Origin of the sequence: Sutterella sp. (assembly GCF_052272535.1) — a bacterium.
In the GTDB taxonomy this organism is placed as follows: Bacteria; Pseudomonadota; Gammaproteobacteria; order Burkholderiales; family Burkholderiaceae_F; genus Sutterella.
This window is the reverse complement of record NZ_DAVZJY010000008.1, coordinates 1-24533: the sequence shown is the minus strand read 5'-3', so window position 1 is coordinate 24533 and position 24533 is coordinate 1. Positions and strand designations below refer to the sequence as shown.

Below are 24533 nucleotides of genomic sequence, written 5' to 3'. Positions count from 1 at the left end.
CATTCTATAAGGCCCGGGCCGCGGCCGGCCCCCGTGAGACACCCATCAGAGACAGAGATTTCATGAAGCCCGTTCGCAAAGTCGTCTTCCCGGTCAATGGTCTCGGCACCCGCTTCCTGCCCGCCACCAAGGCGATGCCCAAGGAGATGCTGCCGATCGTCGACAAGCCCCTCATTCAGTACGCCCTCGAAGAAGCCGCCGCCGCCGGCGTGACCGAGATGATCTTCGTCACGGGCCGCAACAAGCGCGCGATCGAGGACCACTTCGACACCTACGCCGAACTTGAGCGCGAGCTCGAGATGAAGGGCAAGGCCGAACTCCTCGAGATCGTCCGCTCGATCGTTCCGCCCGGCGTGCGCTGCATCTACATCCGCCAGCCCCAGCCCCTCGGTCTCGGCCACGCCGTGCTCTGCGCGCGTCCCGTCGTGGAGGACTCGCCCTTTGCGGTGATCCTCGCCGACGACCTGATCGACGCGAAGCGCTCGACCGTCTCGCAGCTCATCGAGGCGCGCACCAAGCAGGGCGGCGGCTCGGTCGTTGCCGTGCAGGACGTCGCCCCCGAGGACACGAAGAAGTACGGCATCGTGAGCGTGGACGACCAGACGCAGAACACCTCGCGCCTGCGCGGCATCGTCGAGAAGCCCGACCCGAGCGTCGCGCCCTCGCGCCTCGCCGTGATCGGCCGCTACGTCTTCGAGCCGGAGATCTTCGACCACCTCGCGCAGCTCCATCCGGGCGTGGGCGGTGAAATCCAGCTCACCGACGGCATCGCCTCGCTCCTGCAGGAGCAGCCCGCCTACGCGCACCGCTTCGAAGGCACGCGCTTCGACTGCGGCAGCAAGCAGGGGTTCCTCGACGCGACGGTGCACTTCGCCCGCAAGCGCGGCTTCAAGATCAACTGACCGGAAGCACCTTCAGACCGCTGAAGGCGAAAAAACGCCTCCCGCAGGACCAAGTCGTCCCGGGAGGCGTTTTCATTGGGCGGGGTCCGCGGGTGGTCAGCCCTGCGCGCGGACCTTCCGCAGGAGCGCCGTCGTGGAGCGCTCGTGCTCGAAGGTGATCGTCACGCACTTTCCGCCCCAGGTCGCGGCGAGCTTCGCCTCGGGGAGGTCTTCGGGGCGGTAGTCGCCGCCCTTCACGTAGATCTCGGGTCGCGCGAGTTCGAGGGGCTTCAGGGGGACCTTTTCGGGGAAGACCACCACGAGGCTCACCGACTCCAGGGCGGCGAGCACGGCGGCGCGGTCCGCCTCCGTGTTGATCGGCCGGTCGTCGCCCTTGCCGAGCATCCGCACGGAGGCGTCGGAGTTGACGGCGACGACGAGCGAGGCGCCGAGCGCCCGCGCCTGCGCGAGGTAGGTGACGTGGCCGCGGTGGAGGATGTCGAAGACGCCGTTGGTGAAGACGACGGGCTTCGGGAGCTCGGCGGCGCGCCGCGCGAGCTCCTCCATCGGGACGATCTTGTGTTCAAAGGCCGGAGGCGGGCAGCGGGTGCTCATGAGGCGTCCTTGGCAAAGTTGGCGAACCACCCGGAGCGCACCGCCGAGAGGAGGTCGCGTGCCGTGCGGGTCGCGTCGGGCGAGAGGGCGGGCTCGGCGCGCCCGTCCGTCCCGAGGAGCACCCGTTCGGGGAGCCCCGCGAGCCGTCCGGCCGTGCAGTCGCCCGGCTTGTCGCCGAAGAGAATGGAGCGGGAGAGGTCGATTCCGAGCGCCTCGGCCGCGGCGAGGATCATGCCGGGCTTGGGCTTCCTGCAGCCGCAGTCGATGCGGTAGCGCCCGAGGGCCTTCTCCGGATGGTGGGGGCAGAAGCGTACGTCCGCGATGGGCGCCCCCGCGCGGGCGAAGGCGTCCTTCATCCAGTCGGTGAGGGCGAGGAAGTCCGCTTCCGTGTAGTACCCCCGGCCGATGCCGGACTGGTTCGTCACGACGACGAGGGCGAAGCCCGCGTCGGCGAGGATCCGGGCGCCCTCAAGGACGCCCGGGATCCAGTCGAAGTGCTCCCGGTCGTGGACGTAGGCGTGGTCCATGTTGATCACGCCGTCGCGGTCGAGAAAGGCGGCGCGGCGCATCAGACGTTCGGGAACTCTTTGAGGAGCGCCTTCATGTATTCGGCCGTGCCTTCCTCAACGGTGTGGAACTTGACGTCGCAGCCCGCCTCGCGGAGCTTCGTGAGGTTCGCCTGCGTGTAGGCCTGGTACTTGCCCTTTAGCGCTTCGGGGAAGGGCACGTACTCGATCTCGCCCGACTGCACGGCCTCCTCGAGCGTGAGGGCGGGGAGCCCCTCGCTCTCACGGATCGTGTTGACGACCGTGAGCGAGACGGCGTTGAAGGGCTGCGCGCGGCCGGTGCCGCAGTTGTAGATCCCCGAGACCGGACGGTCGAGGAAGTGCATGAGCACGTTGCAGACGTCCTTCACATAGACGAAGTCGCGCGACTGCGCGCCGTTGGCGTACCCGAGGCAGCCCTCGAAGAGCTTCACCTTGTGTTCGCGCCGGTACTGGAAGTACTGGTGGAAGGCGACCGAGGCCATGCGGCCCTTGTGCTGCTCGTGCGGGCCGTAGACGTTGAAGTAGCGCAGGCCCACCACGGGCGCGCGAAGGAAGCCCATCTCGCGGCGCAGCACCTGGTCGAAGAGATACTTGGAGTAGCCGTAGACGTTCAGGGGCCCCTCGAAGCGCACGTCCTCGACGAACTCGGTGTGCGCGCCGTAGGTCGCCGCCGACGAGGCGTAGATGAAGGGGATGCGCAGCTCCTGCGCCCAGCGGTAGAGCTCGAGCGTGTAGCGGTAGTTGTTCTCCATCATGTACCGGCCGTCGAGCTCCATCGTGTCCGAGCAGGCGCCCTGATGGAAGATCGCCTCGGGCTTCGGGGCGGTGCCCGCGCGCACGCGGGCGATGAAGTCGCGCTTGTCGAAGTAGTCCGAGACGGTGCACTTCGTGAGGTTCACGAACTTTTCGCTCTTCTCGAGGTTGTCCACGGCGATGATGTCGGTGACGCCGCGTGCGTTGAGGGCGAGAACGTTGTTGCAGCCGATGAAGCCGGCCGCGCCCGTAACGAGAATGCTCATGAAAATGTTCCTGAAAACGGATGGGCGGGACGCGGACGGAGGGTTCCGGGCGTCCCGCGCGTGCGGGGGAGTGAGGGGGTGTTCCGGAGGTCTCCGGGCCGGGCGCCGCGGAGGGCGCTCAGCCGAAGAGCTCCTCAAAGGATACTGCGGCGGTGCCGAGTTTCCCGACGACGATGCCGCCGGCGCGGTTCGCCGTGCGCACCGCCTCGGCGATCGGCCGCCCGGAGGCGAGCATCGCGGCCATGACGGCGATCACGGTGTCGCCCGCGCCCGAGACGTCGTAGACCTCGCGGGCCTGCGCGGGGACGTTGAGCTCCCCGTCGGGCCCGAAGAGCGTCATGCCTTCTTCGGAGCGCGTGAGGAGGAGGTAGTCGAGCGCGAGTTCGCGGCGCAGGTTCTGCGCGCGCTCGACGAGCTGCGCCTCGCTCGACCACGAGCCGATCACCTGCCGGAGTTCGGCGCGGTTGGGGGTGATCACGGTTGCGCCGCGGTAGCGCGCGTAGTCGTCCCCTTTGGGGTCCACGAGGACGGGAACGTCCTTGGCGCGGGCGTCCTCGATCATGGCGGTGATGTGGGTGAGGCCGCCTTTGCCGTAGTCGGAGAGCACGACGGCGTCCGTCGCCGTGAGAAGCTCCGAGAAGAGGCCGAGGTGGCGCTTGAGGCTCTCCTCGGCGGGCGAGGATTCGAAGTCGCAGCGCACGAGCTGCTGCTGCCGGGCGACGACGCGCAGCTTCACGGTGGTTTTGAGCGCACGGTCAAATTCGAGCTGCGGCGTGATGCCTTCGGCGAGAAGCAGCCGCTCGATCGTGCGGCCGGCTTCGTCGCCGCCCACGACGGAGAGCAGCGTCGAGCGCGCCCCCACGGTGGCGATGTTGCGCGCGACGTTCGCCGCGCCGCCGAGGCGCTCCTCGGTGCGGGTGACGCGCACCACGGGAACCGGAGCCTCGGGCGAAATGCGCTCGGCGTCGCCGAACCAATAGCGGTCGAGCATGGCGTCGCCGGCGACGAGCACGCGGGCCTTGTTGAGCTGGGCTTTGTCCATGAGAAAAATCCTAGAGCGCGGGCGCACCCGGTGCGGGCGCGCCGCCGTGGCCCGAATTCTAAGGGGCGGCGGGCCCTGCCGAACAATTTGGTGCATATCCGGGCATTTGAACGCCCGCCGGCGGGCGCAGGAGGCTTTTGGGCGGATATGCCTCACGATTAAAATGTTGGGTTCGGGACGCCGGCGGTGCCGGCGGCCGAAGAGAGAGAACCGAAGGAGACAGGAAGCAGATGCAGCTCGATCCATCCATTTTCAAGGCCTACGACATCCGCGGCGTCGTGGACAAGACGCTCACTGAAGAGGCCGTGCGCGCGGTCGGCCGGGTGCTCGGCTCGCTCGCGCTTGAGGCGGGCGCACCCTCCTTCTGCGTCGCGCGCGACGGGCGCGTGTCGGGCGAGCAGCTCCTCGGCGCCCTGATCGACGGAATTGCAAGCACCGGCATCAAGGTGCTCAACGCGGGCGCCGTGCCGACGCCGGTCCTCTACTACGCGACGAAGCACTTCGGCAACGGCACGGGCGTCGCGGTCACGGGCTCGCACAATCCGCCCGAATGGAACGGCCTCAAGATGATGGTGGCGGGCGTGACGCTCTTCGCCGAAAAGATTCAGGACGTCCGCCGCCGCGCTGAGGCGGGCGAATGGACCGTCGCCGAGAAGCCCGGCGAGGTCGTGAAGGTGGACGCCGTCGCCCCGTACATCGAGAAGGCGATCAACGGCATCACGATCAAGCGTCGCCTCAAGGTGGTCGCCGACGCGGGCAACGGCATCGGCGGCCCGACCATGCTCGCGCTCTTCTCGCGCCTCAACGTGGACCTCGTGCCGCTCTTCTGTGATCCGGACGGCACGTTCCCGAACCACCACCCCGACCCCTCGAAGCCGAAGAACCTCCAGGACCTCATCGCGAAGGTCGAGGACGAGCACGCCGACTACGGCTTCGCGCTCGACGGCGACGGCGACCGCCTCGGCGTCGTCACGAACAAGGGCGAGATCATCTACCCCGACCGCCTGATGATGCTCTTCGCCGAGGACATCCTCACGCGCCATCCGGGCGAACCCATCGTCTACGACGTCAAGTGCTCGCGCAAGCTCGTCGACTGGGTGCGCGCCAAGGGCGGCGTGCCGACGATCAGCCCGACGGGGCATTCGCTCGTGAAGGCGAAGCTGCGCGAGACCAAGGCCCCCTTCGCGGGCGAGATGTCCGGGCACCTCTTCTTCAACGATGAGCGTTGGACGGGGTTCGACGACGGCCTCTACGCGGCCGTGCGGCTCCTCGAGATCCTTTCGCGCTCGGAGGACCCCTCGGGCACGCTCGCGGCGCTTCCCAACGCGGTGAACACCCCCGAGCTGCAGATTCCGATGGCCGAAGGGGAGCCCAAGCGCTTCATTGAACGCTTCCGCGCCGAAGCGCGCTTCCCCGACGCCGAGCACGTGATTACGGTCGACGGCGTGCGCGTCGAGTGGAAGGACGGCTTCGCCCTGGCGCGCAGCTCCAACACCACGCCGGTCGTGGTGCTGCGCTTCGAGGGCGACACGGAGGCGTCTCTGCGTCGCATAGAAAAGACCTTCACCGACGAGATGCGCCGCGTCGAGCCCGCGATCCGCCTTCCCGAATAAGCCCACAGCCACGAGGAATTCTTCCGACATGACTTCTTCGAAGAAGATCACGACCCGCATTCCGATGCTGCGCGAAAGCGATCCGCAGCGCGCTCCCGCCTGTGCGTGCGGCATCAAGCTCGACATTTCGCGCCAGCGTCTCACCGCCGACGAGTTCAGGGACCTCGCCGTCTTCGCCGGCGAAAAGGGTCTCCTCGAGGCGCACCGCGCGATGGTCGACGGCGCCGTCGTCAACGAAGCGGAGCACCGGCAGGCGCTCCACACGTCGCTGCGCGCCTTCTCCGCGGGCGCGCCCCGCTACACCGAGGTCCTCGCCGAGCGCAACCGCCTCTTCGCCTTCGCGAAGGCCGTGCGCGAGGGCCGCTGGCGCGGCTGCCGCGGCGACCGCATCACCGACGTGATCAACATCGGCATCGGCGGGTCCGAGATGGGGCCGCACGCCGTGTGGCACGCGCTGCAGACCGCGCGCCCCGACCTGAAGCTGCACTTCCTCGCAAGCGTGGACGGCGTGCTCCTCGAGCGCGTACTTTCCGCGTGCAACCCGCGCTCAACGCTCGTCGTGGTCTCCTCGAAGAGCTTCACGACGCGCGAGACGCAGGTGAACGCCACGGCCGTGGACCAATGGCTCCTCGACAACGGCATCGTGGGCGCGGACCGCAGCCGCCACATGGTGGTGGTCTCCGCCAACCCCGAGGCGGCCGACATCATGTGCCTGCCGCCCGAGAGCGCCTTCCGCATCTGGAGCTGGGTAGGCGGCCGCTTCTCCGTCTGGAGTTCGATCGGGCTGCCGCTCGCCGTCGCGCTCGGCACCGAAGCCTTCACCGAGTTCCTGATGGGCGCCAATGAAATGGACCGCCATTCCGTGACGGCTCCCGTCGAGGAGAACCTGCCGGCGATCCTCGCGCTCATGGAGTACTGGAACGCGACGAAGATGGGCGTCACCTCGCACTGCCTGCTGCCCTACGACGAGCGCTTGCGCGTGCTCGTGCCCTGGCTGCAGCAGCTCGAAATGGAGTCGCTCGGCAAGACCCACGACCCCTCGGGCGAGAAGATTGATGGCGTCACGGGCCTCGCCGTCTGGGGCTCCAACGGCGACGAAGGCCAGCACAGCTTCTACCAGTGGCTGCGCGACGGCGCCGGGCGCACCTCGATCGACCTCGTCTGGAGCGAGATGCCCGGCCACCGCTATGCCGAGCACTACCGCGTGCTCCTCGCCAACGTCCGCGCGCAGGCCGAGGCCCTCGTGGCGCGCAACTCCGACAGCCCGTACTTCAACGCCGTCTCGACGATCGTCCTCGACGCGGTGACGCCGCGGCGCCTCGGCGCCCTGATGGCGATGTACGAGCACAAGACGACGATGCTCGGACACCTCTTCGGCATCAACCCCTTCGACCAGCCCGGGGTCGAGCTCGGCAAGAAGCTCTCTCAGCGCGCCGAACGCGGCGCGGACCCGAAGGCGCTCCTCGCTGAGGTTGCCGGATCATGACCGCGCCCCGACGGATCCTCATCATCAAGTCCTCCTCGATGGGGGACATCATCCACGCGCTGCCCGTTGCGCACGACATCCGCCGGGCGCTTCCCGACGTTCAGATCGACTGGGTGGCCGAGGAGTCCTTCGCGGACATCCCGACGCTCGCGCCCGACGTGAGCGTCGTGCACGTGACGGCCTTCCGCCGTTGGCGGAAGGCCCTTCTGAGCGCCCAGACGCGCGCCGAAGCCGCCGCCCTGAAGCGCGAGCTCAGGGCCGCGCACTACGACCTCGTCCTCGACATCCAGGGGCTGATGCGCTCGGCGCTCGTCGCCCGCTGGACGGGCGTGCCCTCGACGGGCTACACGTGGGGGACGATCCGCGAGCCGCTCGCGTCGCTCGCCTATGCGAAGCACCTTGATCTGCCCGAGTCCCTCGGCGCCGTGAAGCGCTACCGGATGGCCGCGGCCGAGGCGCTCGGCTACGAGATCGACCCCGAGCACCCCGTTTTCGGCCTGCGCGCCGCGGGGTGCGCGCCCGTCGAAGTCGAAGGCCGCACGGTCTCCTTCGCCGTCAACACGAGCCGCGACGAAAAGCTCTGGCCCGAGGAGAACTGGGGCGAGCTCGGTCGCGCCCTCGTCGAGCGCGGCTTCACGCCCGTCGTCTACTGGGGCGGTGCCAAGGAGGAGGCGCGCGCTAAGCGCGTCGCCGCCCTCATTCCGGGCGCCGTGGTCGCGCCCCGGGCGCGCCTCAAGGACGTCGCTGCGGGGCTTGCGCGCGCGGACCTGATGGTGGGGGTCGACACGGGGCTCGCGCACCTCGCCGCCGCCCTCGGCTGCCCCTCCGTCGGGATCTTCGTCGCGACGCCCACCGAGACGCTGCGGCTTATCGGCGACGGGCCGTGCGAAAGCCTCGGCGGCACCGGACAGATGCCCTCGCCCGCGGAGGTGCTCGCCGCCGCCGAGCGAGTGCTCGCCCGCAGGAACACATTAGAAAAATCATGAAAATCACACCCGGTCTCTACCGCAGCGTCACGACCGTGGCGCTGCCGCTCGCGAGCCTCTACCTGATGTGGCGCTCGCGCCGTCAGCCCGCCTACCGCGACTATTGGGACGAACGCTTCGCCTGGGGCACCTACCCCCTGCGCACGGAGCGCCCGCGCGTCTGGATCCATGCGGTGAGCGTGGGCGAGACGAACGCCGCGCGGCCGCTCCTCGAGGCGATGCTCTCGGCCTGGCCCGAATGCGACGTGCTGCTCACGCACATGACGCCCACCGGACGCGAGGCGGGAAAAAAGCTCGTGCGCATGGCGCCCGAGCGGATTCATCAGTGCTACCTCCCCTACGACGCGCCCTATGCGGTCGAGAAGTTCGTGCGGCAGACGCGCCCGACGATCGGCATCATCATGGAGACCGAGGTCTGGCCCAACCTCATGCAGGAGCTCAAGCGCCGCCAGATCCCCGTGGTGCTCGCCAACGCCCGCGAGAGCGAGAAGTCCCGCGCGCAGGCCGAAAAGGTGATCGACGTGATGCGCCCGGCCTTCAGCGCCTTCTCGGCGGTTCTCGCGCAGAGCGACGAGGACCGCGTGCGGTTGGAGAGCCTGGGCGCCCGCGACGTGCTCGTCACGGGGAGCGTCAAGTTCGACATCCGCCCCGACCCCTCGCAGGTCGCCGCGGCGAAGTCGTGGCTGGGCGGACTCTCGCGCCCCGTGGCGCTCTTCGCCTCGACGCGCGACGGCGAGGAGGCGATGTTCGCCGAGGCCTTGAAGCACCGCCGCGACTTCATGCATGCGACGCACGTGGTGATCGTGCCGCGCCACCCCGAGCGGTTCGACGCCGTCGAGGCGCTCCTGAAGGAGGCGGGCTTCACGGTCTGCCGCCGCTCGACCCTTTCGGGTCCGCAGGACGTTCCGGCCGACGCCGAGGTGATTCTCGGCGACAGCATGGGCGAGATGAGCTTCTACTGCGCGCTCGCGAGCTTCACCGTGATGGGCGGCTCCTTCGCCCCCTGCGGCTCGCAGAACGTCGTTGAGCCCGCGATGGCGGGTTCGCCCGTGGTGGTCGGGCCCTCGATCTTCAACTTCGACCGCATCGTCCGCGAGGGCGTCGTCTCGGGTGGCATGGTGCAGGTGGAGAACGCCGAAGCGGCGCTCGAGGTGCTCGAGGGGTGGCTCGCCGCCCCGGCCGAACGCGACGAGGCCGGTCGCAAGGCGCTTGAATTCGCCCGCGGCTGCACGGGCGCAACCGGCCGCATGATGGCCGTTCTGGAGAAGCTGTGGACGTACGCACGCAAGAACGAATCCCGAATGTCCTGACGATCGCCGGCATCGACCCTTCGGGCGGTGCGGGACTCCTTGCCGACGTGAAGGCGATGAGCGCGCTCGGCGTCTATGCCGCGGGCGTGCCCACCGCGCTCACGGCGCAGAACACCCGCGGCGTCACGGGCGTGCTCGGCATTCCTGCAGACTTCGTCGGCGAGGAGCTCGAGGCGGTCTTCTCCGACCTTCGGGTGGACGCCGTGAAGATCGGCATGCTCAACGACGCCGGCGTGATCGAGACGGTTGCGGCGGCTTTGGAGCGCTGGCGCCCTCGCTGGATCGTCCTCGATCCGGTGATGGTGGCCAAGAGCGGCGACGCGCTGCTCCGGCCCGAGGCGCTCGGCGCGATGAAGACGCGCCTGCTGCCTCTCGCTCACGTTGCGACGCCGAACCTCCCCGAGGCGGCGGCGCTTCTGGGCGACGCGCGCCCGGCCGCGGACCGCGCCGGGATGGAGGAGACGGGCCGGAGGCTGGGCGGTCTCTTCGGCACGCCCTGGGTGCTCGTCAAGGGCGGGCACCTGGGCGGCGCCGCGAGCCCGGACTGCCTCGTCGGTCCTGAAGGGGAGGTCCGTTGGTTCGAGGCGCCCCGGACGGAGACCAAGAACACCCACGGCACGGGCTGCACGCTCTCCTCGGCCATTGCGGCGCTCCTCGCGCGCACCGGCGACGTCCCCGAGGCGGTGCGCCTCGCCAAGGACTACCTCACCGGCGCGGTCGCGAACGCCGACCGGCTCGACGCGGGCGGCGGGCACGGTCCGACGCATCATTTCTGGGCGCTCTGGAAATGAAACAAAATGTAACCTACATCTTCCACACTCTTGACAGAAATTAGGTCGTCGGGCAAAATTTCCCTCCTCAGGCGCATTAGCTCAGTCGGTTAGAGCAGAGGAATCATAATCCTTGTGTCCGCGGTTCGAATCCGTGATGCGCCACCAAATTCCAGCCCGGACTGTTTGCGAGCAGTTCGGGCTTTATTTTTGACCCCCGCCCGGGTGCACGGCGCCGCCTTCTCCGCAGCGCTCCGTGTCCCGCGCACTCACCGCCACCGGATCTAAACCGTGCCCGCGACTGAAACCAAGAAGCTCTACCTGCGCAGCTTCGGCTGCCAGATGAACGACTACGACTCGGCCCGCATCGCCGACCTCCTTCGGGACCGCATGGGTCTCGAGCGCACCGAAAGGCTCGAAGAGGCCGACGTCGTCGTGCTGAACACCTGCTCGATTCGCGAGAAGGCCCAGGAAAAGGTCTTCTCCGACCTCGGACGCATCCGCGAGGCCAAAAAGCTTCGCCCCGGCATGATGATCGCCGTGGGCGGCTGCGTCGCGAGCCAGGAGGGCGGCAAGATCCTCGAGCGCGCCCCCTGGGTGGACGCGGTCTTCGGGCCGCAGACGATGCACCGCCTTCCCGACATGCTCGCGGCGCGCACCGCCACGGGGCGCCCGCAGGTGGACGTCTCCTTCCCCGAGATCGAGAAGTTCGACAACCTGCCCGCGCCTGAGGCGCAGGGCGCGGCCGCCTTCGTCTCCATCATGGAGGGGTGCTCGAAGTACTGCACCTACTGCGTCGTGCCCTACACGCGCGGCGAGGAGATCTCGCGTCCGCTCGTGGACGTGTTGGTCGAGGTCGCGCAGTTGGCCGACCAGGGCGTCAAGGAAGTGACGCTTCTCGGGCAGAACGTCAACGCCTACCGCGGCCGCACGCCCGAGGGCGACACGGCCGACTTCGCGATGCTCCTCGACTACGTGAGCGAGATCGAGGGGATCGAACGCATCCGCTACACGACGAGCCATCCGCGCGAATTCACGCAGCGCCTCATCGACGCCTACGCGCGTCTCCCGAAGCTCGTCTCCCACGTGCATCTCCCCGTGCAGGCGGGCTCGGACCGCATCCTCTCGGCGATGAAGCGCGGCTACACCGCCCTCGAATACAAGTCGATCATCCGGCGCCTGAAGGCCGCGCGCCCGGGAATCGCGATCGCGACGGACTTCATCGTCGGGTTCCCGGGCGAAACGGCCGAGGACTTTGAGAAGACGATGCAGTTGATCGAGGACGTGGGCTTCGACGCGAGCTTCAGCTTCATCTACAGCCCGCGCCCGGGCACGCCCGCCGCGCGCCTCCCCGACGACACGCCCTACGCCGTGAAGCTCGAGCGCCTGCAGCGGCTGCAGAAGCGCATCGACGAGAACGCGACGGCGATCAGCCGCGGCATGCTCGGTAAAATCGAACGCGTGCTCGTTCTCGGCCCGGCCCGACGCGGCGAAGGCGAGCTCATGGCCCGCACGGACAACAACCGGATCGTCAACTTCGCCGGTCCGGCCTCGCTCATCAACCAGATGGCGAATGTGCGGATCACGGAGGTCTTTCCGCATTCGCTCGGCGGCGAACTCGTCCGGGCTGAAGAGGAGGCTTGATGACGGCTGAATCGCAGGGCGCGGACGAACGGTCCGAAGCGCCCAAGAGAATCGAACACCTTTCCTTCGCCGCCGATGCGGGGGGCGCAGCTCTTGCGCATCTGTGCGGGCCGCTCGACGAAAACCTGCGGCAGATGGAGGCGATCCTCAACGTCTCGATTTCGCGGCGCGGGTCGCAGTTCCGCGTGGCGGGCGAGCCCCGTGAGGCGCGCCGTTGCGTGCGCGCGCTCGAGGTGCTCCTCGACCGCGTGAACCGCACCGGAGCGGAGCTCACCGTGGACGACGTGCAGTGGCACTTCGTCGGGGGCGACGACGAATACCGGCGCGAGCAGGCCGAGTCTGGCGAAATGGGCGCGAACGACGTCGAGCTCAAGACGCGCCGCCGCGACCTGCGCGGGCGCACGCCCAACCAGCGCGCCTACCTGCAGGCGATCCTCTCGCATGACATCAACTTCGGCATCGGGCCGGCGGGCACGGGCAAGACCTACCTTGCCGTCGCCGCGGCCGTGGACGCATTCGAGCGCGGCACGGTCGAGCGCATCGTGCTCACGCGCCCCGCGGTCGAGGCGGGCGAGCGGCTCGGCTTCCTGCCGGGCGACCTCTCGCAGAAGGTCGACCCCTACCTGCGTCCGCTCTACGACGCGCTCTTCGACCTCATGGGGTTCGACAAGGTGCAGCGCCTGATGGAGCGCCAGTCGATCGAAGTGGCGCCGCTCGCCTACATGCGCGGGCGCACGCTCAACAACGCCTTCGTCATTCTCGACGAGGCGCAGAACACCACCGGCGAGCAGATGAAGATGTTCCTCACGCGCATCGGCTTCGGCTCCAAGGCGGTGATCACGGGCGACGTGACGCAGATCGACCTCCCGAAGGGCGTGCTCTCGGGCCTCAAGCAGGCCTCGCGCGTCCTCGAAGGCGTGCATGGCATCAGCTTCACGCGGTTCCGCTCCTCGGACGTCGTGCGCCACCCGCTCGTCGCGCGCATCGTCGAGGCCTACGAGGCCGCGGCCGCCGCCGACGAAGCCGCGAAGAAGGCCGAGCGCGAGGCGCGCCGCCATGAAGTCAATCACGAAGAGGAGAAGCACCATGCCTGAACTTACGCTCCACCTGCAGCAGGCGTCGCTCTTCAAGGACAAGCTTCCGCACCGCTCGACGATGGCGCGCTGGATGCGCGCCGCGCTTGAGCGCGACGGTGAATTCACCGTCCGGTTCGTGGACGAGGAGGAGGGGCGCGCCCTCAACTCCCAGTACCGCCACAAGGACTACGCGACGAACGTCCTCACCTTCGACTACACGCGCGAACCGGTCGTGACGGCCGACATCGTCATCTGTCCGGCCGTGCTCGAGCGCCAGGCGAAGGAGCAGAACAAACCCCTGCGCGACCATCTCGCGCACCTGCTCGTGCACGGCGTGCTTCACGCCCAGGGGTACGACCACCTGAACGACGAGGAGGCCGAGGTGATGGAGGCGAAGGAGACGGAGATCCTCACCGGGCTCGGATTCCCCAATCCGTACAGCGACCGCATCGGCATGGTCCACGACTGACCGCGCGGGCCGCTATAGTCAAGGCTTCCCCACAATTCATTCGACCTCGATGTCCACTGAACCTCCCTCAAGCCGGCAGAAGGGCTTGTTTGACCGAATCACCTCCGCCTTCCGGGGCGACGAAGACGACGCGGGCGCTGCCAAGAGCGACCTCGCCGAAGCGCTTGCCGAAGCGCGCGCCCAGGGAATCATTTCCGCGGACGCCTACTCCATGATCGAAGGCGCGCTCAAGGTCTCCGACCTGCGCGCCTCGGACCTGATGATCCCCCGCGCCCAGGTGGATGCGGTGGACTTCTCGCTGCCGCGCGACGAATGGATCCGCATGGTGATCGCCTCGGGGCATTCGCGCTTTCCCGCCGCCGACGGCGACCTCGACGACGTGCTCGGCATCCTGCACGCGAAGGATCTCATCAAGCTCCTCGTCGATCCGAAGATCGATCCGAAGGCGCTGCTGCGCCCGGCGCGCTTCATCCCGGAAACGCAGCCCCTCAACGTGCTGCTGCGCGACTTCAAGTCCACCCGCAGCCACATCGCGCTCGTGATCGACGAATTCGGCAGCGTCTCGGGGCTCATCACCATCGAGGACGTCCTCGAGCAAATCGTGGGCGACATCTCCGACGAATTCGACCGCGACGACAGCAAGGCGAACATCGTGCCCGCTGAGAACGGTTGGCGCGTGAAGGCGGTGACGCCGATCGAGCAGTTCAACGACTACTTCGGCGCGGACCTCGTGGACCACTACTGCGAGACGATCGGCGGCCTCGTCACGGACCGCTTTGAACACGTGCCCAAGACGGGCGAGGTGATCGAGGAGGGCGGCTACCGCTTCCGCATCGAGCGCGCCGACGAGCGGCAGGTCGAGCTCCTCACGGTCGAGCGTCTCTGACTCCCTCCTTTCGAACGCGGAGTCTTGAGCGTGTCTGCGCCCATGGAACCCATCCACCGGCGGGGCCGGATCTTCACGGCCCTCTCGGCGCTCGTTCTCGGAGTGCTCTACGCCTCGGCCTTTGCGCCGCTGCACCTCTGGTGGGCGGGGCTCCCGGCGCTCGCCGCCGGACTCATCCTCACGGCGCACATGCGCCGTCCCTCGAGCGCCTTCCTCGCGGGCTTCCTCTTCGCCTTCGGCGCCTTCGCGCCCGGACTCTCCTGGACCGTGCGCTCGATGCACGAGTTCGGCCGCATTCCGCTCCCGCTCGCGCTCCTCGGACTCTGCGCGCTCGCTGCGGTCTGCGCGCTCTTCTGGGGTGCTGCAGCGGCCGCCGCGGCCCGTCTCCTTTCCCGCCCGGCGCCGCGGTTGATCGGTCTCGCCGCCCTCACGGCCTTCGCCGAGTGGCTCCGCGGCGCGGGCTGCGTCGACTTCGGGTGGCTCACGCCCGCGCTCGCCGCGCTCGACACGCCCTTCGCGGGACTCGCTCCGCTGGGCGGCACGCACCTCATCAACACGGCGCTTCTCGCGTCGCTCGCGGCCATCGGCGCTGCGGCCGTGAGCCGCTCGCTGCTCTTCCTCCTCCTGCCCGTGGCGCTTCTCACCGCAGGCCTCTGGGGGTGCGTGCACGACTGGGCGGACCCCGGCAGGAAGGTTCAGGTGCGGCTCGTGCAGGCCGACCTTCCCGTCGTGGACGGGTGGACGCGTCCCGACACGGCCGGACGGATCAACCGCGCGGCGGAGATTCTGCACGCCCCCTGGCCCGCCTCGGAGGCGCCGCGCGTGGTGCTCACGCCCGAAGGGATTCTTTCGGCCGACCTGCTGCGGCTTCCCGCACAGGCTCAGACGGCGCTTGCGGGGTTTCTCGACGCCGCCGATGCACCCGTGCTCTTCAACGGGTTCCGGCGCGAGGGCGGGCGGTGGTTCAACACGTCGTTCTTCGCCGCCGACGGGCGCCTCACCGTCACCGACAAGCGGAAGCTCGTGCCCTTCGGGGAATTTGTTCCGGCGGGCTTCCACTGGTTCGTCGAGGCCATGGGCATTCCGCTTTCGGACCTCACTCCCGGCGCGGAGAATCAGGCGAACCTCGTCTTCAGCGGCGTGCACGCGGGCGTCCTCATCTGCTACGAGAACCTCGACGGCGAGGTGCTGCGCAGCTTCTGGCGCGATCCCGCAGGCGGTCCCGGCATCCTCTTCGTCACGGCGAACCTCGGTTGGTTCAGCCCCTTCGTGATCGATCAGCACCTCGACATGACGCGGCTCCTCGCGCGTGCGGCGGCTCGTCCCGCCGCGAGCGTCAACATGAGCGGCAAGTCCGCCTTCATCAGTCCGCGCGGCTCGATGCTCGCCGAGCCGCTCCCCGCGGGCGAAATGGTCCGCTCCAAGGTGGTTGAGACGGCAACGGGCGCCCCCACGCCCTTCATCCGCTTCGGCGACCTCCCGGCCCTCATCCTCATGGCACTCCTTCTGGCGGGCGCTCTGGCCGCCTGCCGCCGTCCCTTCGCGAAGGATTGAGGTGCGCTTCGGCGCACCGGGCCAAATTGCCTGATTCTGCTTTTTCAGGCTGTCTACAGTGGTCGAAATGGGATGTATTCCCAGGTGTTGTTTTTTTTTTTAACACCGAGAGAATTTTTTAATGCGTTGAAATCTAAGAAAACTTCTGCACTTCGTCGAAAATAGCCCAAAGCTTTTCGAGTCCTGCAGATAGCATAGGCGGTGCTTCTCGGGAATCATCCGTTTCTGCCGCCGTGCGCCGGAGTCCTGAGAACGAGGAGGGTGCACAGGCCCTTCCGCACATCTTTCGTCCGCAGCGTGCAGGTTGCGGAACACTCAGGACATACTGAAATGAAAAAGACTCTCGCTGCTCTCGCCGTCCTCGGCGCTTTTGCCGGCTCCTCCATGGCCGCCGACGTCACCCTCTACGGCGACGTTGACCTCGGCCTGAAGTACACGCACGAAAAGGTCCGTACCTTCACGGAAACGCAGGAAGGCACCGACACGTTCGAACAGACCTCCGGCGTCAACTCTGCGAGCAAGTTCGGCCTCAAGGGCACGGAAGACCTCGGCAACGGCCTCAAGGTCGGCTTCAAGCTCGAAAACGCCTTCGACGCCGACTCCGGCACGCTCGGCCAGGCCGGCCGCCTCTTCGGCCGTGAAGCCGCTCTGACGCTCTACACGCCGGCCGGCTCCCTCGCCTTCGGCCGCATGGGCGGCGTCGGCTCCGCCGCGGGCACGTACGACCTCGTCTACGGGATCGGCGATTCCTTCGACGGCGGCGACGAGTTCGCCTTTGGCTTTGCCGCCAGCGACCGCTACGACAACATGATCACCTACCAGACCCCGCAGTTCGCCGGTCTGCAGCTGACCGCCCAGTATTCCTTCAAGAACGACAACAAGGTTGAGAAGGTCGAGGGTAAGAAGGGCGTGTTTGTCGCTGCTGTCGAAGGCCGCTCCACCGCCGACCGCTACGCCTCCGTCGCCCTGACGGGCGAATACGGCCCGGCGCAGTTCGTCGCTGCCTACGAGCTCACGAAGTATTCGACGGCCAACCGTCTCGCGAACAAGGATGCTGACGACGCTCAGGTCTTCTACCTCGGCGGCAACTACGACTTTGCCGTCGCCAAGGTCTTCGCCCTGGGTCAGTACTTCACCGGCGTCCGTTCCTTCGCGGGCTACGACACGGAAGCCTATGGCATGTTCGGGCTTGCCTTCGGCGCCAACGACAAGGGCTATGAAGGCTACAGCCTCCACCTCGGCACGATTGTTCCGGTTGCCGGCGGTGAGCTGACGGTCGGCACCTACTACTCCGACGCCAAGGCCAAGGATCTTGTTGCCGCCAACAACGCCGACCGCGACGTCGACTACTACGGCCTCGCCGCCCGCTACTGCTATCCGCTCAGCGAGCGCACGACGGTCTACGTTGGCGCCGGCTACGCTGAAGGCACGGCCGACAAGATCGCCGGCGAAGCGCAGGACGCCAAGGTCAAGGCCGGCGGCGCCTACCTCGGCCTCTCCCACCACTTCTAATCATCCGGGGGACGGCGCTTGCACCGCCGTTCCGGGTGATCCGCTCCTGATTGAGGGCTGAGTTTTCAGAAATCCCATACCTTTTTCGGAGCACAGAAGTACGGCGCACTTCCCTTCATCGGGGAGTGCGCCGTTTTTGCGTCCGCAGGGCGGGGCCGCTCCCGGAGCGGAGGCGCCGCCCGACGGGCGGAGAGCAAGGGCGGGCGAATATAATGTTTCCTTTGCCTCGAGTGTCGCATCTGCGGCATTTCCTTCTTATTTTTTGCGCCTTCCGGCTTTGAAGGACGGCGTGGACAAAACAATGATTACTTTTCAGGAAGTGATCCTGCGCCTGCAGGAATACTGGAACCGGCAGGGCTGCGCGCTGCTGCAGCCGATCGACCTTGAGGTCGGCGCCGGCACATCCCATACCGCGACGTTCCTGCGGGCCCTGGGGCCTGAACCCTGGCGCGCCGCCTATGTTCAGCCCTCGCGCCGCCCGAAGGACGGCCGCTACGGCGAGAACCCCAACCGCCTGCACCAGCACCACCAGTATCAGGTCGTGCTCAAGCCCGCGCCGACGAACATCGTCGACCTCTATCTCGGTTCGCTGCGCGCGCTCGGCGTGGACACCCTCGTGAACGACATCCGCTTCGTCGAGGACAACTGGGAGAACCCGACGCTCGGCGCATGGGGTCTCGGCTGGGAAGTCTGGATGAACGGCATGGAGGTGACGCAGTTCACGTACTTCCAGCAGGTGGGCGGCCTTGAGTGCAAGCCGATCACGGGCGAGATCACCTACGGTCTCGAGCGTCTGACGATGTACCTGCAGAACTGCGACAACGTCTTCGACCTCGTCTACACGACCTGGAAGGATCCCGACGGCACGGACCGTGTGCTCACCTACGGCGACGTCTTCCATCAGAACGAAGTCGAACAGTCGAAGTACAACTTCGAGGCGAGCGACTGCGCGAAGCTGCTCAAGCAGTTCGACTACTTCGAGAGCGAGGCGCAGCGCCTGATGGATCTCAACCTCGCGCTCCCGGCCTACGAGATGGTTCTGAAGGCCGGCCACACGTTCAACCTCCTCGACGCGCACGGCGCCATCTCGGTGACCGAACGCGCCCACTACATCGCCCGCATCCGCGCCATTTCGAGGAATGTCGCGCAGAGCTACTACGACTCGCGCGAGCGCCTCGGCTTCCCGATGCTCAAGAAGCACGAAGTCCGCTGACCGGTTGATGGAGTACAGACAAAAATGACGAATCTTCTCGTTGAACTGCAGACCGAAGAGCTCCCGCCGAAGGCGCTGAGGAAGCTCTCCGAAGCATTTGCCGAAGGCGTTCGGAAGACCCTCGACGAGGGCCACTTCCTTGAAGCCGGCAGCACCACGACGGTCTACGGCGCCCCGCGCCGGCTCGCCGTGCACATCACCAATGTCCGTGCGCAGAGCCCGGACGAAACGTTCCGCCAGAAGCTCGTGCCCGTGAAGGTGGGCATCGCCGCCGACGGCACCGCCACGCCGGCCCTCAAGAAGAAGATGGCTGCCCTCGGCATCGACTGCCCCGTCGAGCAGCTCGAGCGCGTCAACGACGGCAAGAACGAACAGCTCGTTTACGAAGGCGTCCGCCCGGGCGTCGAGCTTTCCGTGGGTCTGCAGAAGGCGCTCGACTACGCCGTCAAGCACCTGCCGATCCCGAAGGTGATGACGTACCAGCTCGCCGACGGCGAGACCACCGTCTCCTTCGTGCGTCCGGTGCGCCACCTCACGGCGCTCTTCGGCGAAGCCGTCGTGCCCGTTGTCCTCTTCGGCCTCGAAGCTGGCCGCGTCACGCGCGGGCACCGCTTCCACGCGCCCGATCCCGTCGAGATTCCCGACGCCGACAGCTATGAAAAGGTGATGAAGGCCGCCTTCGTCGAGCCGCGCTACGACGTGCGCCGCGAGCGCATCGAGACCGAGCTCAAGCGCCGCGCCGCTGAGCTCAACGGCGAGGCGATCATGCCCGAGGACCTCCTCGAAGAGGTCTCCGCCCTCACGGAGTGGCCCGTCGTCTACGAGAGCCAGTTCGAGGAGGAGTTCCTGCAGGTTCCGCAGGAGTGCCTCATCCTCACGATGCAGCTCAACCAGAAGTACTTCGCGCTGCGCGACCATGAGGGCAAGCTCATGAACCGCTTCCTCCTCGTCTCGCAGCTCGAGGCGAAGGACGGCGGCAAGGCGATCGCCGAAGGCAATGCGCGCGTCGTGCGCGCCCGCCTCGCCGACGCGAAGTTCTTCTACGATCAGGACCGTCTGCACTCGCTCGAGAGCCGCGTCGACGGCCTGCGCCACGTCGTCTACCACAATAAGCTCGGCAGCCAGTACGAGCGCATGCTGCGCGTGCGCACCATCGCGGGCGCCGTCGCCGACCTGATCGGCGCGGACCGCCGCGAAGCCGAACGCGCCGCGACGCTCGCCAAGGCCGACCTGCGCACGCTCATGGTGGGCGAGTTCCCCGAACTGCAGGGCATCATGGGCGAGTACTACGCCCGCCACGACAACGAACCCGCCGACGTGGCGCTCGCGATCCGCGAGCACTATCAGCCGCGCTACGCGGGCGACGCACTCCCCTCGACGCCGGTGAGCCTCGCCGTCGCGCTCGCCGACAAGCTCGAGACGCTCGTCGGGCTCTTCGGCATCGGCCAGCTTCCGACGGGTGAGAAGGATCCGTTCGCGCTGCGCCGCCACGCCCTGGGCGTGCTGCGCATGCTCATCGAGAAGGAGCTCGACGTGAGCCTCCCCGAGATGATCGACGCGGCCTGGTGCGCCGAGAAGGACGTTCCGGGCGTGGTGGACAACCGTCCTGCCCTCGTGGAGTTCTTCGGCGACCGTCTGCGCGTGATGCTGCGCGACCGCGGCGCCACGGCGCAGGAGGCCGACGCCGTCCTCGCGCTCGACCTCGCCGAGCTCGCCGACATCCCGAAGCGCCTCGCCGCGGTGCGCGCCTTCATGGCGCTCCCCGAGTCCGAGGCCCTCTCGGCTGCGAACAAGCGCATCGGCAACATCCTCAAGAAGGTCGAAGGCCACATCGAGGACGTGATCGACATCTCGAACCTGCGCGAAGACGCCGAGAAGCGCCTCTTCGAGGAGCTGAGCGCGATCGAACCCAAGGCCGACGCCCTCTACGCTGAAGGGCACTTCGAAGAGATGCTCGCGCTCCTCGCGGCGCTGCGCGCGCCCGTTGACGCGTTCTTCGAGTCCGTCATGGTCAACGCCGAGGATCCGGCGCTGCGCGCCAACCGCCTCGCGCTGCTCAAGCGCCTCTACGGGGTGATGAACCGCGTCGCGGAAATCGCTCGCCTCGCCAAGTAGTCCGGAGTCCCCAGGCCTCCGATTCGGGCCCGCTTCCGCTTCTCCCAAAAAGGGAAGGTCGGGCGCGGGCCCGATTCATGTTCCGGAAAAGCTCTCATGTCCGTCATGCATACGCTGCGCGGGTGGATCTTCTACCTCCTCCTCGCGCTCTCGATTCTCTGGCTCACCGCGGCGCTCCTCGTCACCTGGCCCTTCATGAGCTACGAGCGGCGCTACGAAGCCGTCTGCCGCCCCTGGGCGAAGTTCGTGCTTCGCCTCCTGCGGGCCGTCTGCGGCGTCCAATGGCGCGAGACGGGCATGAAGAACATGCCCGACCGTCCCGTCGTCGTGCTCGCGAAGCACCAGTCCGCCTGGGATCCCTTCTGGTTGGGCGCCCGTCTGAAGCACCCGCCCTGCTTTATCTACAAGAAGTCGCTCAACTGGATTCCGTGTCTCGGCTGGGCGCTCGCTTCGATGAACATGATGGCGATCGACCGTAGTCGCGGCCGTCAGGCCTTCGAGCAGTTCATGCGCCGGGGGCCGGAGTTTGAGAAGCGCGGGTGGTGGGTGACGCTCTTCCCCGAAGGGACGCGCGTGCCGCTGGGCGAACACGTGCGTTGGAAGACGGGCGGCGCGCGCTTCGCCTGCGCCATGGGGCTGCCGATTCTGCCCGTGGCGCACAACGCCGGCCGCTGCTGGCCGAAGAACTCCGTGGCGAAGATTCCCGGGACGATCGACGTCGTCGTGGGGCCGCTCATTGAAACCCGGGGGCGCGATCCGCACGAGGTGACCGCCGAGGTGGAGGCCTGGATTGAAGCGCACGTGCGCTGACGGTCCTTCCACCCCGAAACACGAAGGAAGAGAACGACGATGATGGAAGAGAGTCAGAAGGACGCCGCCGGGCGCAAAGTCGACGCATACCTGCCGGAAAATGCTCCCGTGCGCATCCGCATCGAGCAGAGCGTGCTCAATAAAGACGTCTCCATGAGGGTGATGGGAAACGGGCTGCTTTTTGTGCAGGCGCCGCTCAGCCTTGCGAAGGATGAGGTGATCCGCGTCATTGAGAAAAACCGCGACTGGATCCGCATGAGACTCGTCCGGCTCGGTCTGCGGCCGGGCGACGCTCCCTCCTGGAAGCCGCTCACGGTGGTGAGCCTCTTCAAGCGCTTCAGTCCGAAGATTGACGACGCCACGGTGGACTGGATCATCGCGTCGATGCCGTGGGGCGAAATGCTCTTCAAGGTGAAGAACTGCGGCGAGGGCACGTGGATGATGCAGATGTCGATTGAAGACGACGAAAGCGTTCAGCTCATCGTTCCGAAGACCTTCTCCGTCTCGGAAGTCGTCGCCTTCATCAAGGCGCAGACCGCGAATGTGCGCCGGGGTCTCGAGGAGCGCCGCAACAAGCCTCTCGTGGATCTGCCCGACTGGCGTCCGGAGCCCTACGAAGTGCTCGTGATCCGCAGCACCGAGTCCGCGAAGCCCTTGCTCGCGCCGGTCAAGCCTGATGACGGCAAGCCGGATGCCGACAAGCCCGCGCCGGAGGCCCCCAGTCCGGAAGCGCCGCGCGGCGTCGGTCCGGGACCGCTCCCCCAGTCCGGCCTCATCGAGGCGAAGGTCATGGGCCGCAAGGTGCTCATTCCCTTCCGCAAGCACAACGCGCAGATCTTCGTTTCTCTGCGCAGGCTCAGAAGCGGCAAATGCGTGATTCATCTGCCCAGAGTGATGACGCGGGCGCAGCTGCTGCACTACATCTCGGAGCATCAGGAACAGGTCGCCGAGTACCTGAAGAAGGGGGACAAATGAGCAGGAAGCGCAGATCGGAACGTCCCGGCTCTTCGAAGGAGCGCAGGTTCGGGGTCGGCATGATGCCCGACGGCCGGACGTTCATTGACAGCGACGTCTTCGGCAGGCTTTACTTCGACCTAATCCGTCTGGACGCGTTTCCCACGGTGCTGATCATGCGCACGAGCGAGGGCGGGTTGCAGGTCACCGCTCCCTCCGGACTGTCCTATCGGTAGAGCGCCGACCAGATCATGGAGTTCCGCGACTGGCTTGAGAAGACCTTCGACCCCGTGAACCAGAGGAAGGTGTTTTATGAGCGGCTCGAGGGGCTTGAGGAGCAGGTGAAGGAGCGGACGGCGGACCTCCTCGACGAGCTCTTCTTCGGAGAGGGCCTCGCCGGGGTCAAGCGGATGAAGCCGGTTTCCGACTTTCTGAAGAAGCTCGAGACGAACGTCCGGGAGCTCCGCACGGACGGCGAGCGCCGCGGGGACGCCGAGGGCGTCAGGCGCAGCCAGGAGCTTCTTGACCGCTTGAAGGGCTGGACTGATCCGGATCTGGACGGGATGCTCGGAGACTTCGCCGGGGAGGGAAGCTACGTCAAGCGCGAGGTGGTCGAGGCGGAGCTCCCCTTCGGCACGGTTCCGGTCGTGATCCGTCGCCGCAGGAACGCCGGATACGACGTCACCATCGACATGACATGGGCCGGCGTGCTCGAGGCGACGGCGGCCGTTAGGACGACGGCGGCCGAAGTGCTCGGATTCGTTCAGGAGAAGGCCGACTGGGTGGTCGCGCAGATGCACAGGAAGAACCTGACCATCGAGGACGTCCGCCGGGCGGGGCATGCGCCTGAGCGGCATGCCGCGCGGAGCGTGGTCACGATCGAGGTGCGCGGCGAACTCGTGAGCATCGACGTGGAGAGGAGCGCCCGCAGAAAGTATCCGGAGATCTCCCGCAGAATTGAGGGTGGCTTCCTGTTGAAGGCTCCGACGGCACTTTCCGACGAACGCCTCGTCAAAGTCGCCGAAGAGTTCCGGGACTACATCGAGGAGCGCCTGCCCGCGGTGAAGCGCGTCCCCGAGCCTTCGGGCTTCGCCCGCGCGCGTCCGAAGGACGAGGAGGTCGAGGACCTTCCCGTGCCGGGCGACGCGGCTCCCGCCCCTGAGCCCGACGTGCTCGAGGACGTGGACGACGACAACGCCAACGTCGGACTCGGCGACGCGCCCGGGGAAAACGTGATCGTGCTCAACGGCGTGCGCGTGCCCTGGGTGATGAAGTTCAACACCCGGCGCAGGCGGCTCTCGATCTTCATGACGCCGACGGGCGTCGAAGTCCGCGCGCCCTTGGGCGCGGCGCGTTCCAGCGCGGAGGACTTCCTGCGCGAGAGCGCGGATTGGGTGCTCGCGAGGCTCCCGGAGAAGCCCCTGAAGCCGCTCGCATTCCGCGACGGCGCGCTGATTCCCTTCCGGGGCGGGCGAGCCGTGCTGCGGCTCGGGAAGACCGACGATCTCGTCGTGCCCGTGGGCGACGCGGTCGAGCTCTGGCTCTCGGCGCCCGTCGGGGCGCCGGAGGCGCAGGTGCGACGGCGGCTCGAGGCGCTTCTCAGGACCGCGGCCCGGCGCGTGATCAACGACTGCTGGATGCGGGTGATGCCCCGCGCGGTGCGGCTACCGAAGACCTGGGAGCTCTCGGGCGCCCGGCGCCGCTGGGGCTCGTGCTCGTCGAAGGACGTGATCCGCCTCTCCTGGCGCCTCATTGCGCTCACGGACGAGGAGATCGAGTATGTCGTTGCGCATGAGCTCGCGCACCTCGTGGAGTTCAACCACTCTGCGCGCTTCTGGCGCGAGGTCGAGCGGATCCTCCCCGACTGGCGCCGCCGCCATGAGCGCGTGAAGGGCCGCACCCGCGGAGAAGTTCTGGACGACGTCTGACGGAAGCGTCCCGCCCGAAGAGAAAGGGGCGCACCGGCTCGACGGCCGTGCGCCCCTTCGCGCAGTCCGCGCCCGCTCCGGGCGGGCTCAGCCGGCGGCGCT

General features: G+C 67.4%; 22 protein-coding genes and 1 tRNA gene. 19 read left to right on the top strand and 4 right to left on the bottom strand.

What is annotated here, in order from left to right:
• Positions 1-62 precede the first annotated feature (62 nt).
• Positions 63-902 (top strand): UTP--glucose-1-phosphate uridylyltransferase GalU, encoded by an 840-nt coding sequence (gene galU, locus ACT6Y9_RS01260; RefSeq protein ID WP_295478872.1) that lies wholly within the window; start codon positions 63-65, stop codon positions 900-902.
• 96 nt (positions 903-998) lie between these two features.
• Here the strand turns inward: galU and rfaE2 are convergent, their stop codons facing one another.
• From rfaE2 to rfaE1, 4 genes are all read right to left on the bottom strand, one after another.
• The gene (gene rfaE2, locus ACT6Y9_RS01255) at positions 999-1496 is read right to left on the bottom strand and encodes a D-glycero-beta-D-manno-heptose 1-phosphate adenylyltransferase (protein ID WP_295478875.1); all 498 of its coding nucleotides are present in this window, start codon (positions 1494-1496) and stop codon (positions 999-1001) included.
• Positions 1493-2068 carry a D-glycero-beta-D-manno-heptose 1,7-bisphosphate 7-phosphatase gene (gene gmhB, locus ACT6Y9_RS01250; RefSeq protein WP_443743230.1) on the bottom strand — a complete coding sequence of 192 codons (576 nt, stop codon included), beginning with the start codon at positions 2066-2068 and terminating at the stop codon, positions 1493-1495. Before gmhB ends, rfaE2 begins: the two co-directional genes overlap by 4 nt.
• Positions 2065-3063, bottom strand: coding sequence for an ADP-glyceromanno-heptose 6-epimerase (gene rfaD, locus ACT6Y9_RS01245; RefSeq protein WP_295478880.1), 999 nt, complete (start codon positions 3061-3063; stop codon positions 2065-2067). Before rfaD ends, gmhB begins: the two co-directional genes overlap by 4 nt.
• A 118-nt stretch (positions 3064-3181) precedes the next feature.
• Positions 3182-4105, bottom strand: coding sequence for a D-glycero-beta-D-manno-heptose-7-phosphate kinase (gene rfaE1 / locus ACT6Y9_RS01240; RefSeq protein ID WP_295478883.1), 924 nt, complete (start codon positions 4103-4105; stop codon positions 3182-3184).
• Between the two features lie 230 nt (positions 4106-4335).
• Here rfaE1 and ACT6Y9_RS01235 point away from each other — a divergent pair, with 230 nt between their 5' ends.
• The 18 genes from ACT6Y9_RS01235 to ACT6Y9_RS01150 all read left to right on the top strand — a co-directional run bounded on the left by ACT6Y9_RS01235 (position 4336) and on the right by ACT6Y9_RS01150 (position 24431).
• A complete protein-coding gene (locus tag ACT6Y9_RS01235; protein WP_443743229.1) occupies positions 4336-5718 on the top strand; it encodes a phosphomannomutase/phosphoglucomutase in 1383 nt (460 codons plus the stop codon).
• 28 nt (positions 5719-5746) lie between these two features.
• Positions 5747-7204 carry a glucose-6-phosphate isomerase gene (locus ACT6Y9_RS01230; RefSeq protein WP_443743228.1) on the top strand — a complete coding sequence of 486 codons (1458 nt, stop codon included), beginning with the start codon at positions 5747-5749 and terminating at the stop codon, positions 7202-7204.
• A complete protein-coding gene (waaC, locus tag ACT6Y9_RS01225; protein ID WP_295478894.1) occupies positions 7201-8190 on the top strand; it encodes a lipopolysaccharide heptosyltransferase I in 990 nt (329 codons plus the stop codon). Before ACT6Y9_RS01230 ends, waaC begins: the two co-directional genes overlap by 4 nt.
• Complete coding sequence (locus ACT6Y9_RS01220) at positions 8187-9500, top strand: 3-deoxy-D-manno-octulosonic acid transferase (RefSeq protein ID WP_443743227.1); 1314 nt, start codon at positions 8187-8189, stop codon at positions 9498-9500. The genes waaC and ACT6Y9_RS01220 overlap by 4 nt, the downstream gene beginning before the upstream one ends.
• Positions 9461-10291: a bifunctional hydroxymethylpyrimidine kinase/phosphomethylpyrimidine kinase gene (thiD, locus tag ACT6Y9_RS01215; protein WP_443743226.1), complete on the top strand. Its 831-nt coding sequence runs from the start codon at positions 9461-9463 to the stop codon at positions 10289-10291. The genes ACT6Y9_RS01220 and thiD overlap by 40 nt, the downstream gene beginning before the upstream one ends.
• Positions 10292-10361: 70 nt before the next feature.
• Positions 10362-10438, top strand: a tRNA-Met gene (locus ACT6Y9_RS01210).
• A 123-nt stretch (positions 10439-10561) separates the two neighbouring features.
• On the top strand, positions 10562-11914 hold the full coding sequence (gene miaB, locus ACT6Y9_RS01205; RefSeq protein ID WP_443743225.1) for a tRNA (N6-isopentenyl adenosine(37)-C2)-methylthiotransferase MiaB: 1353 nt from the start codon (positions 10562-10564) through the stop codon (positions 11912-11914).
• Positions 11914-13008, top strand: a complete 1095-nt coding sequence (locus ACT6Y9_RS01200) for a PhoH family protein (RefSeq protein ID WP_443743224.1) — start codon at positions 11914-11916, stop codon at positions 13006-13008. The genes miaB and ACT6Y9_RS01200 overlap by 1 nt, the downstream gene beginning before the upstream one ends.
• Positions 13001-13459, top strand: coding sequence for an rRNA maturation RNase YbeY (gene ybeY, locus ACT6Y9_RS01195; protein ID WP_295478911.1), 459 nt, complete (start codon positions 13001-13003; stop codon positions 13457-13459). Before ACT6Y9_RS01200 ends, ybeY begins: the two co-directional genes overlap by 8 nt.
• Before the next feature lie 85 nt (positions 13460-13544).
• Positions 13545-14345, top strand: a complete 801-nt coding sequence (locus ACT6Y9_RS01190) for an HlyC/CorC family transporter (RefSeq protein WP_363179806.1) — start codon at positions 13545-13547, stop codon at positions 14343-14345.
• 30 nt (positions 14346-14375) lie between these two features.
• The gene (gene lnt / locus ACT6Y9_RS01185; protein WP_443743223.1) at positions 14376-15899 is read left to right on the top strand and encodes an apolipoprotein N-acyltransferase; all 1524 of its coding nucleotides are present in this window, start codon (positions 14376-14378) and stop codon (positions 15897-15899) included.
• 330 nt (positions 15900-16229) lie between these two features.
• Positions 16230-17411 (top strand): porin, encoded by a 1182-nt coding sequence (locus tag ACT6Y9_RS01180; RefSeq protein ID WP_443743222.1) that lies wholly within the window; start codon positions 16230-16232, stop codon positions 17409-17411.
• A 301-nt stretch (positions 17412-17712) separates the two neighbouring features.
• Positions 17713-18624, top strand: coding sequence for a glycine--tRNA ligase subunit alpha (glyQ, locus tag ACT6Y9_RS01175; RefSeq protein WP_295478923.1), 912 nt, complete (start codon positions 17713-17715; stop codon positions 18622-18624).
• A gap of 24 nt (positions 18625-18648) precedes the next feature.
• On the top strand, positions 18649-20739 hold the full coding sequence (gene glyS / locus ACT6Y9_RS01170) for a glycine--tRNA ligase subunit beta (RefSeq protein WP_443743221.1): 2091 nt from the start codon (positions 18649-18651) through the stop codon (positions 20737-20739).
• A 96-nt stretch (positions 20740-20835) separates the two neighbouring features.
• Positions 20836-21549 (top strand): lysophospholipid acyltransferase family protein, encoded by a 714-nt coding sequence (locus tag ACT6Y9_RS01165; protein WP_443743220.1) that lies wholly within the window; start codon positions 20836-20838, stop codon positions 21547-21549.
• A gap of 39 nt (positions 21550-21588) precedes the next feature.
• Positions 21589-22524, top strand: coding sequence for a hypothetical protein (locus tag ACT6Y9_RS01160; RefSeq protein WP_295478932.1), 936 nt, complete (start codon positions 21589-21591; stop codon positions 22522-22524).
• Entirely contained in the window at positions 22521-22739 is a 219-nt protein-coding gene (locus ACT6Y9_RS01155) for a hypothetical protein (RefSeq protein ID WP_443743219.1), read from the top strand. Before ACT6Y9_RS01160 ends, ACT6Y9_RS01155 begins: the two co-directional genes overlap by 4 nt.
• 15 nt (positions 22740-22754) lie before the next feature.
• Positions 22755-24431, top strand: a complete 1677-nt coding sequence (locus tag ACT6Y9_RS01150) for a M48 family metallopeptidase (protein WP_443743218.1) — start codon at positions 22755-22757, stop codon at positions 24429-24431.
• Positions 24432-24533 lie beyond the last annotated feature (102 nt).

Excerpts from the sequence above, each read along its gene's own strand:
- ACT6Y9_RS01235 (WP_443743229.1), top strand. The coding sequence starts at position 4,336 with ATGCAGCTCGATCCATCCATTTTCAAGGCCTACGACATCCGCGGCGTC.
- rfaE1 (WP_295478883.1), bottom strand. The coding sequence starts at position 4,105 with ATGGACAAAGCCCAGCTCAACAAGGCCCGCGTGCTCGTCGCCGGCGAC.
- ACT6Y9_RS01160 (WP_295478932.1), top strand. The coding sequence starts at position 21,589 with ATGATGGAAGAGAGTCAGAAGGACGCCGCCGGGCGCAAAGTCGACGCA.
- glyQ (WP_295478923.1), top strand. The coding sequence starts at position 17,713 with ATGATTACTTTTCAGGAAGTGATCCTGCGCCTGCAGGAATACTGGAAC.
- ACT6Y9_RS01200 (WP_443743224.1), top strand. The coding sequence starts at position 11,914 with ATGACGGCTGAATCGCAGGGCGCGGACGAACGGTCCGAAGCGCCCAAG.
- ACT6Y9_RS01230 (WP_443743228.1), top strand. The coding sequence starts at position 5,747 with ATGACTTCTTCGAAGAAGATCACGACCCGCATTCCGATGCTGCGCGAA.
- ACT6Y9_RS01180 (WP_443743222.1), top strand. The coding sequence starts at position 16,230 with ATGAAAAAGACTCTCGCTGCTCTCGCCGTCCTCGGCGCTTTTGCCGGC.
- ybeY (WP_295478911.1), top strand. The coding sequence starts at position 13,001 with ATGCCTGAACTTACGCTCCACCTGCAGCAGGCGTCGCTCTTCAAGGAC.
- ACT6Y9_RS01165 (WP_443743220.1), top strand. The coding sequence starts at position 20,836 with ATGTCCGTCATGCATACGCTGCGCGGGTGGATCTTCTACCTCCTCCTC.
- waaC (WP_295478894.1), top strand. The coding sequence starts at position 7,201 with ATGACCGCGCCCCGACGGATCCTCATCATCAAGTCCTCCTCGATGGGG.
- glyS (WP_443743221.1), top strand. The coding sequence starts at position 18,649 with ATGACGAATCTTCTCGTTGAACTGCAGACCGAAGAGCTCCCGCCGAAG.
- rfaE2 (WP_295478875.1), bottom strand. The coding sequence starts at position 1,496 with ATGAGCACCCGCTGCCCGCCTCCGGCCTTTGAACACAAGATCGTCCCG.
- rfaD (WP_295478880.1), bottom strand. The coding sequence starts at position 3,063 with ATGAGCATTCTCGTTACGGGCGCGGCCGGCTTCATCGGCTGCAACAAC.
- ACT6Y9_RS01150 (WP_443743218.1), top strand. The coding sequence starts at position 22,755 with ATGGAGTTCCGCGACTGGCTTGAGAAGACCTTCGACCCCGTGAACCAG.
- ACT6Y9_RS01155 (WP_443743219.1), top strand. The coding sequence starts at position 22,521 with ATGAGCAGGAAGCGCAGATCGGAACGTCCCGGCTCTTCGAAGGAGCGC.
- galU (WP_295478872.1), top strand. The coding sequence starts at position 63 with ATGAAGCCCGTTCGCAAAGTCGTCTTCCCGGTCAATGGTCTCGGCACC.
- ACT6Y9_RS01220 (WP_443743227.1), top strand. The coding sequence starts at position 8,187 with ATGAAAATCACACCCGGTCTCTACCGCAGCGTCACGACCGTGGCGCTG.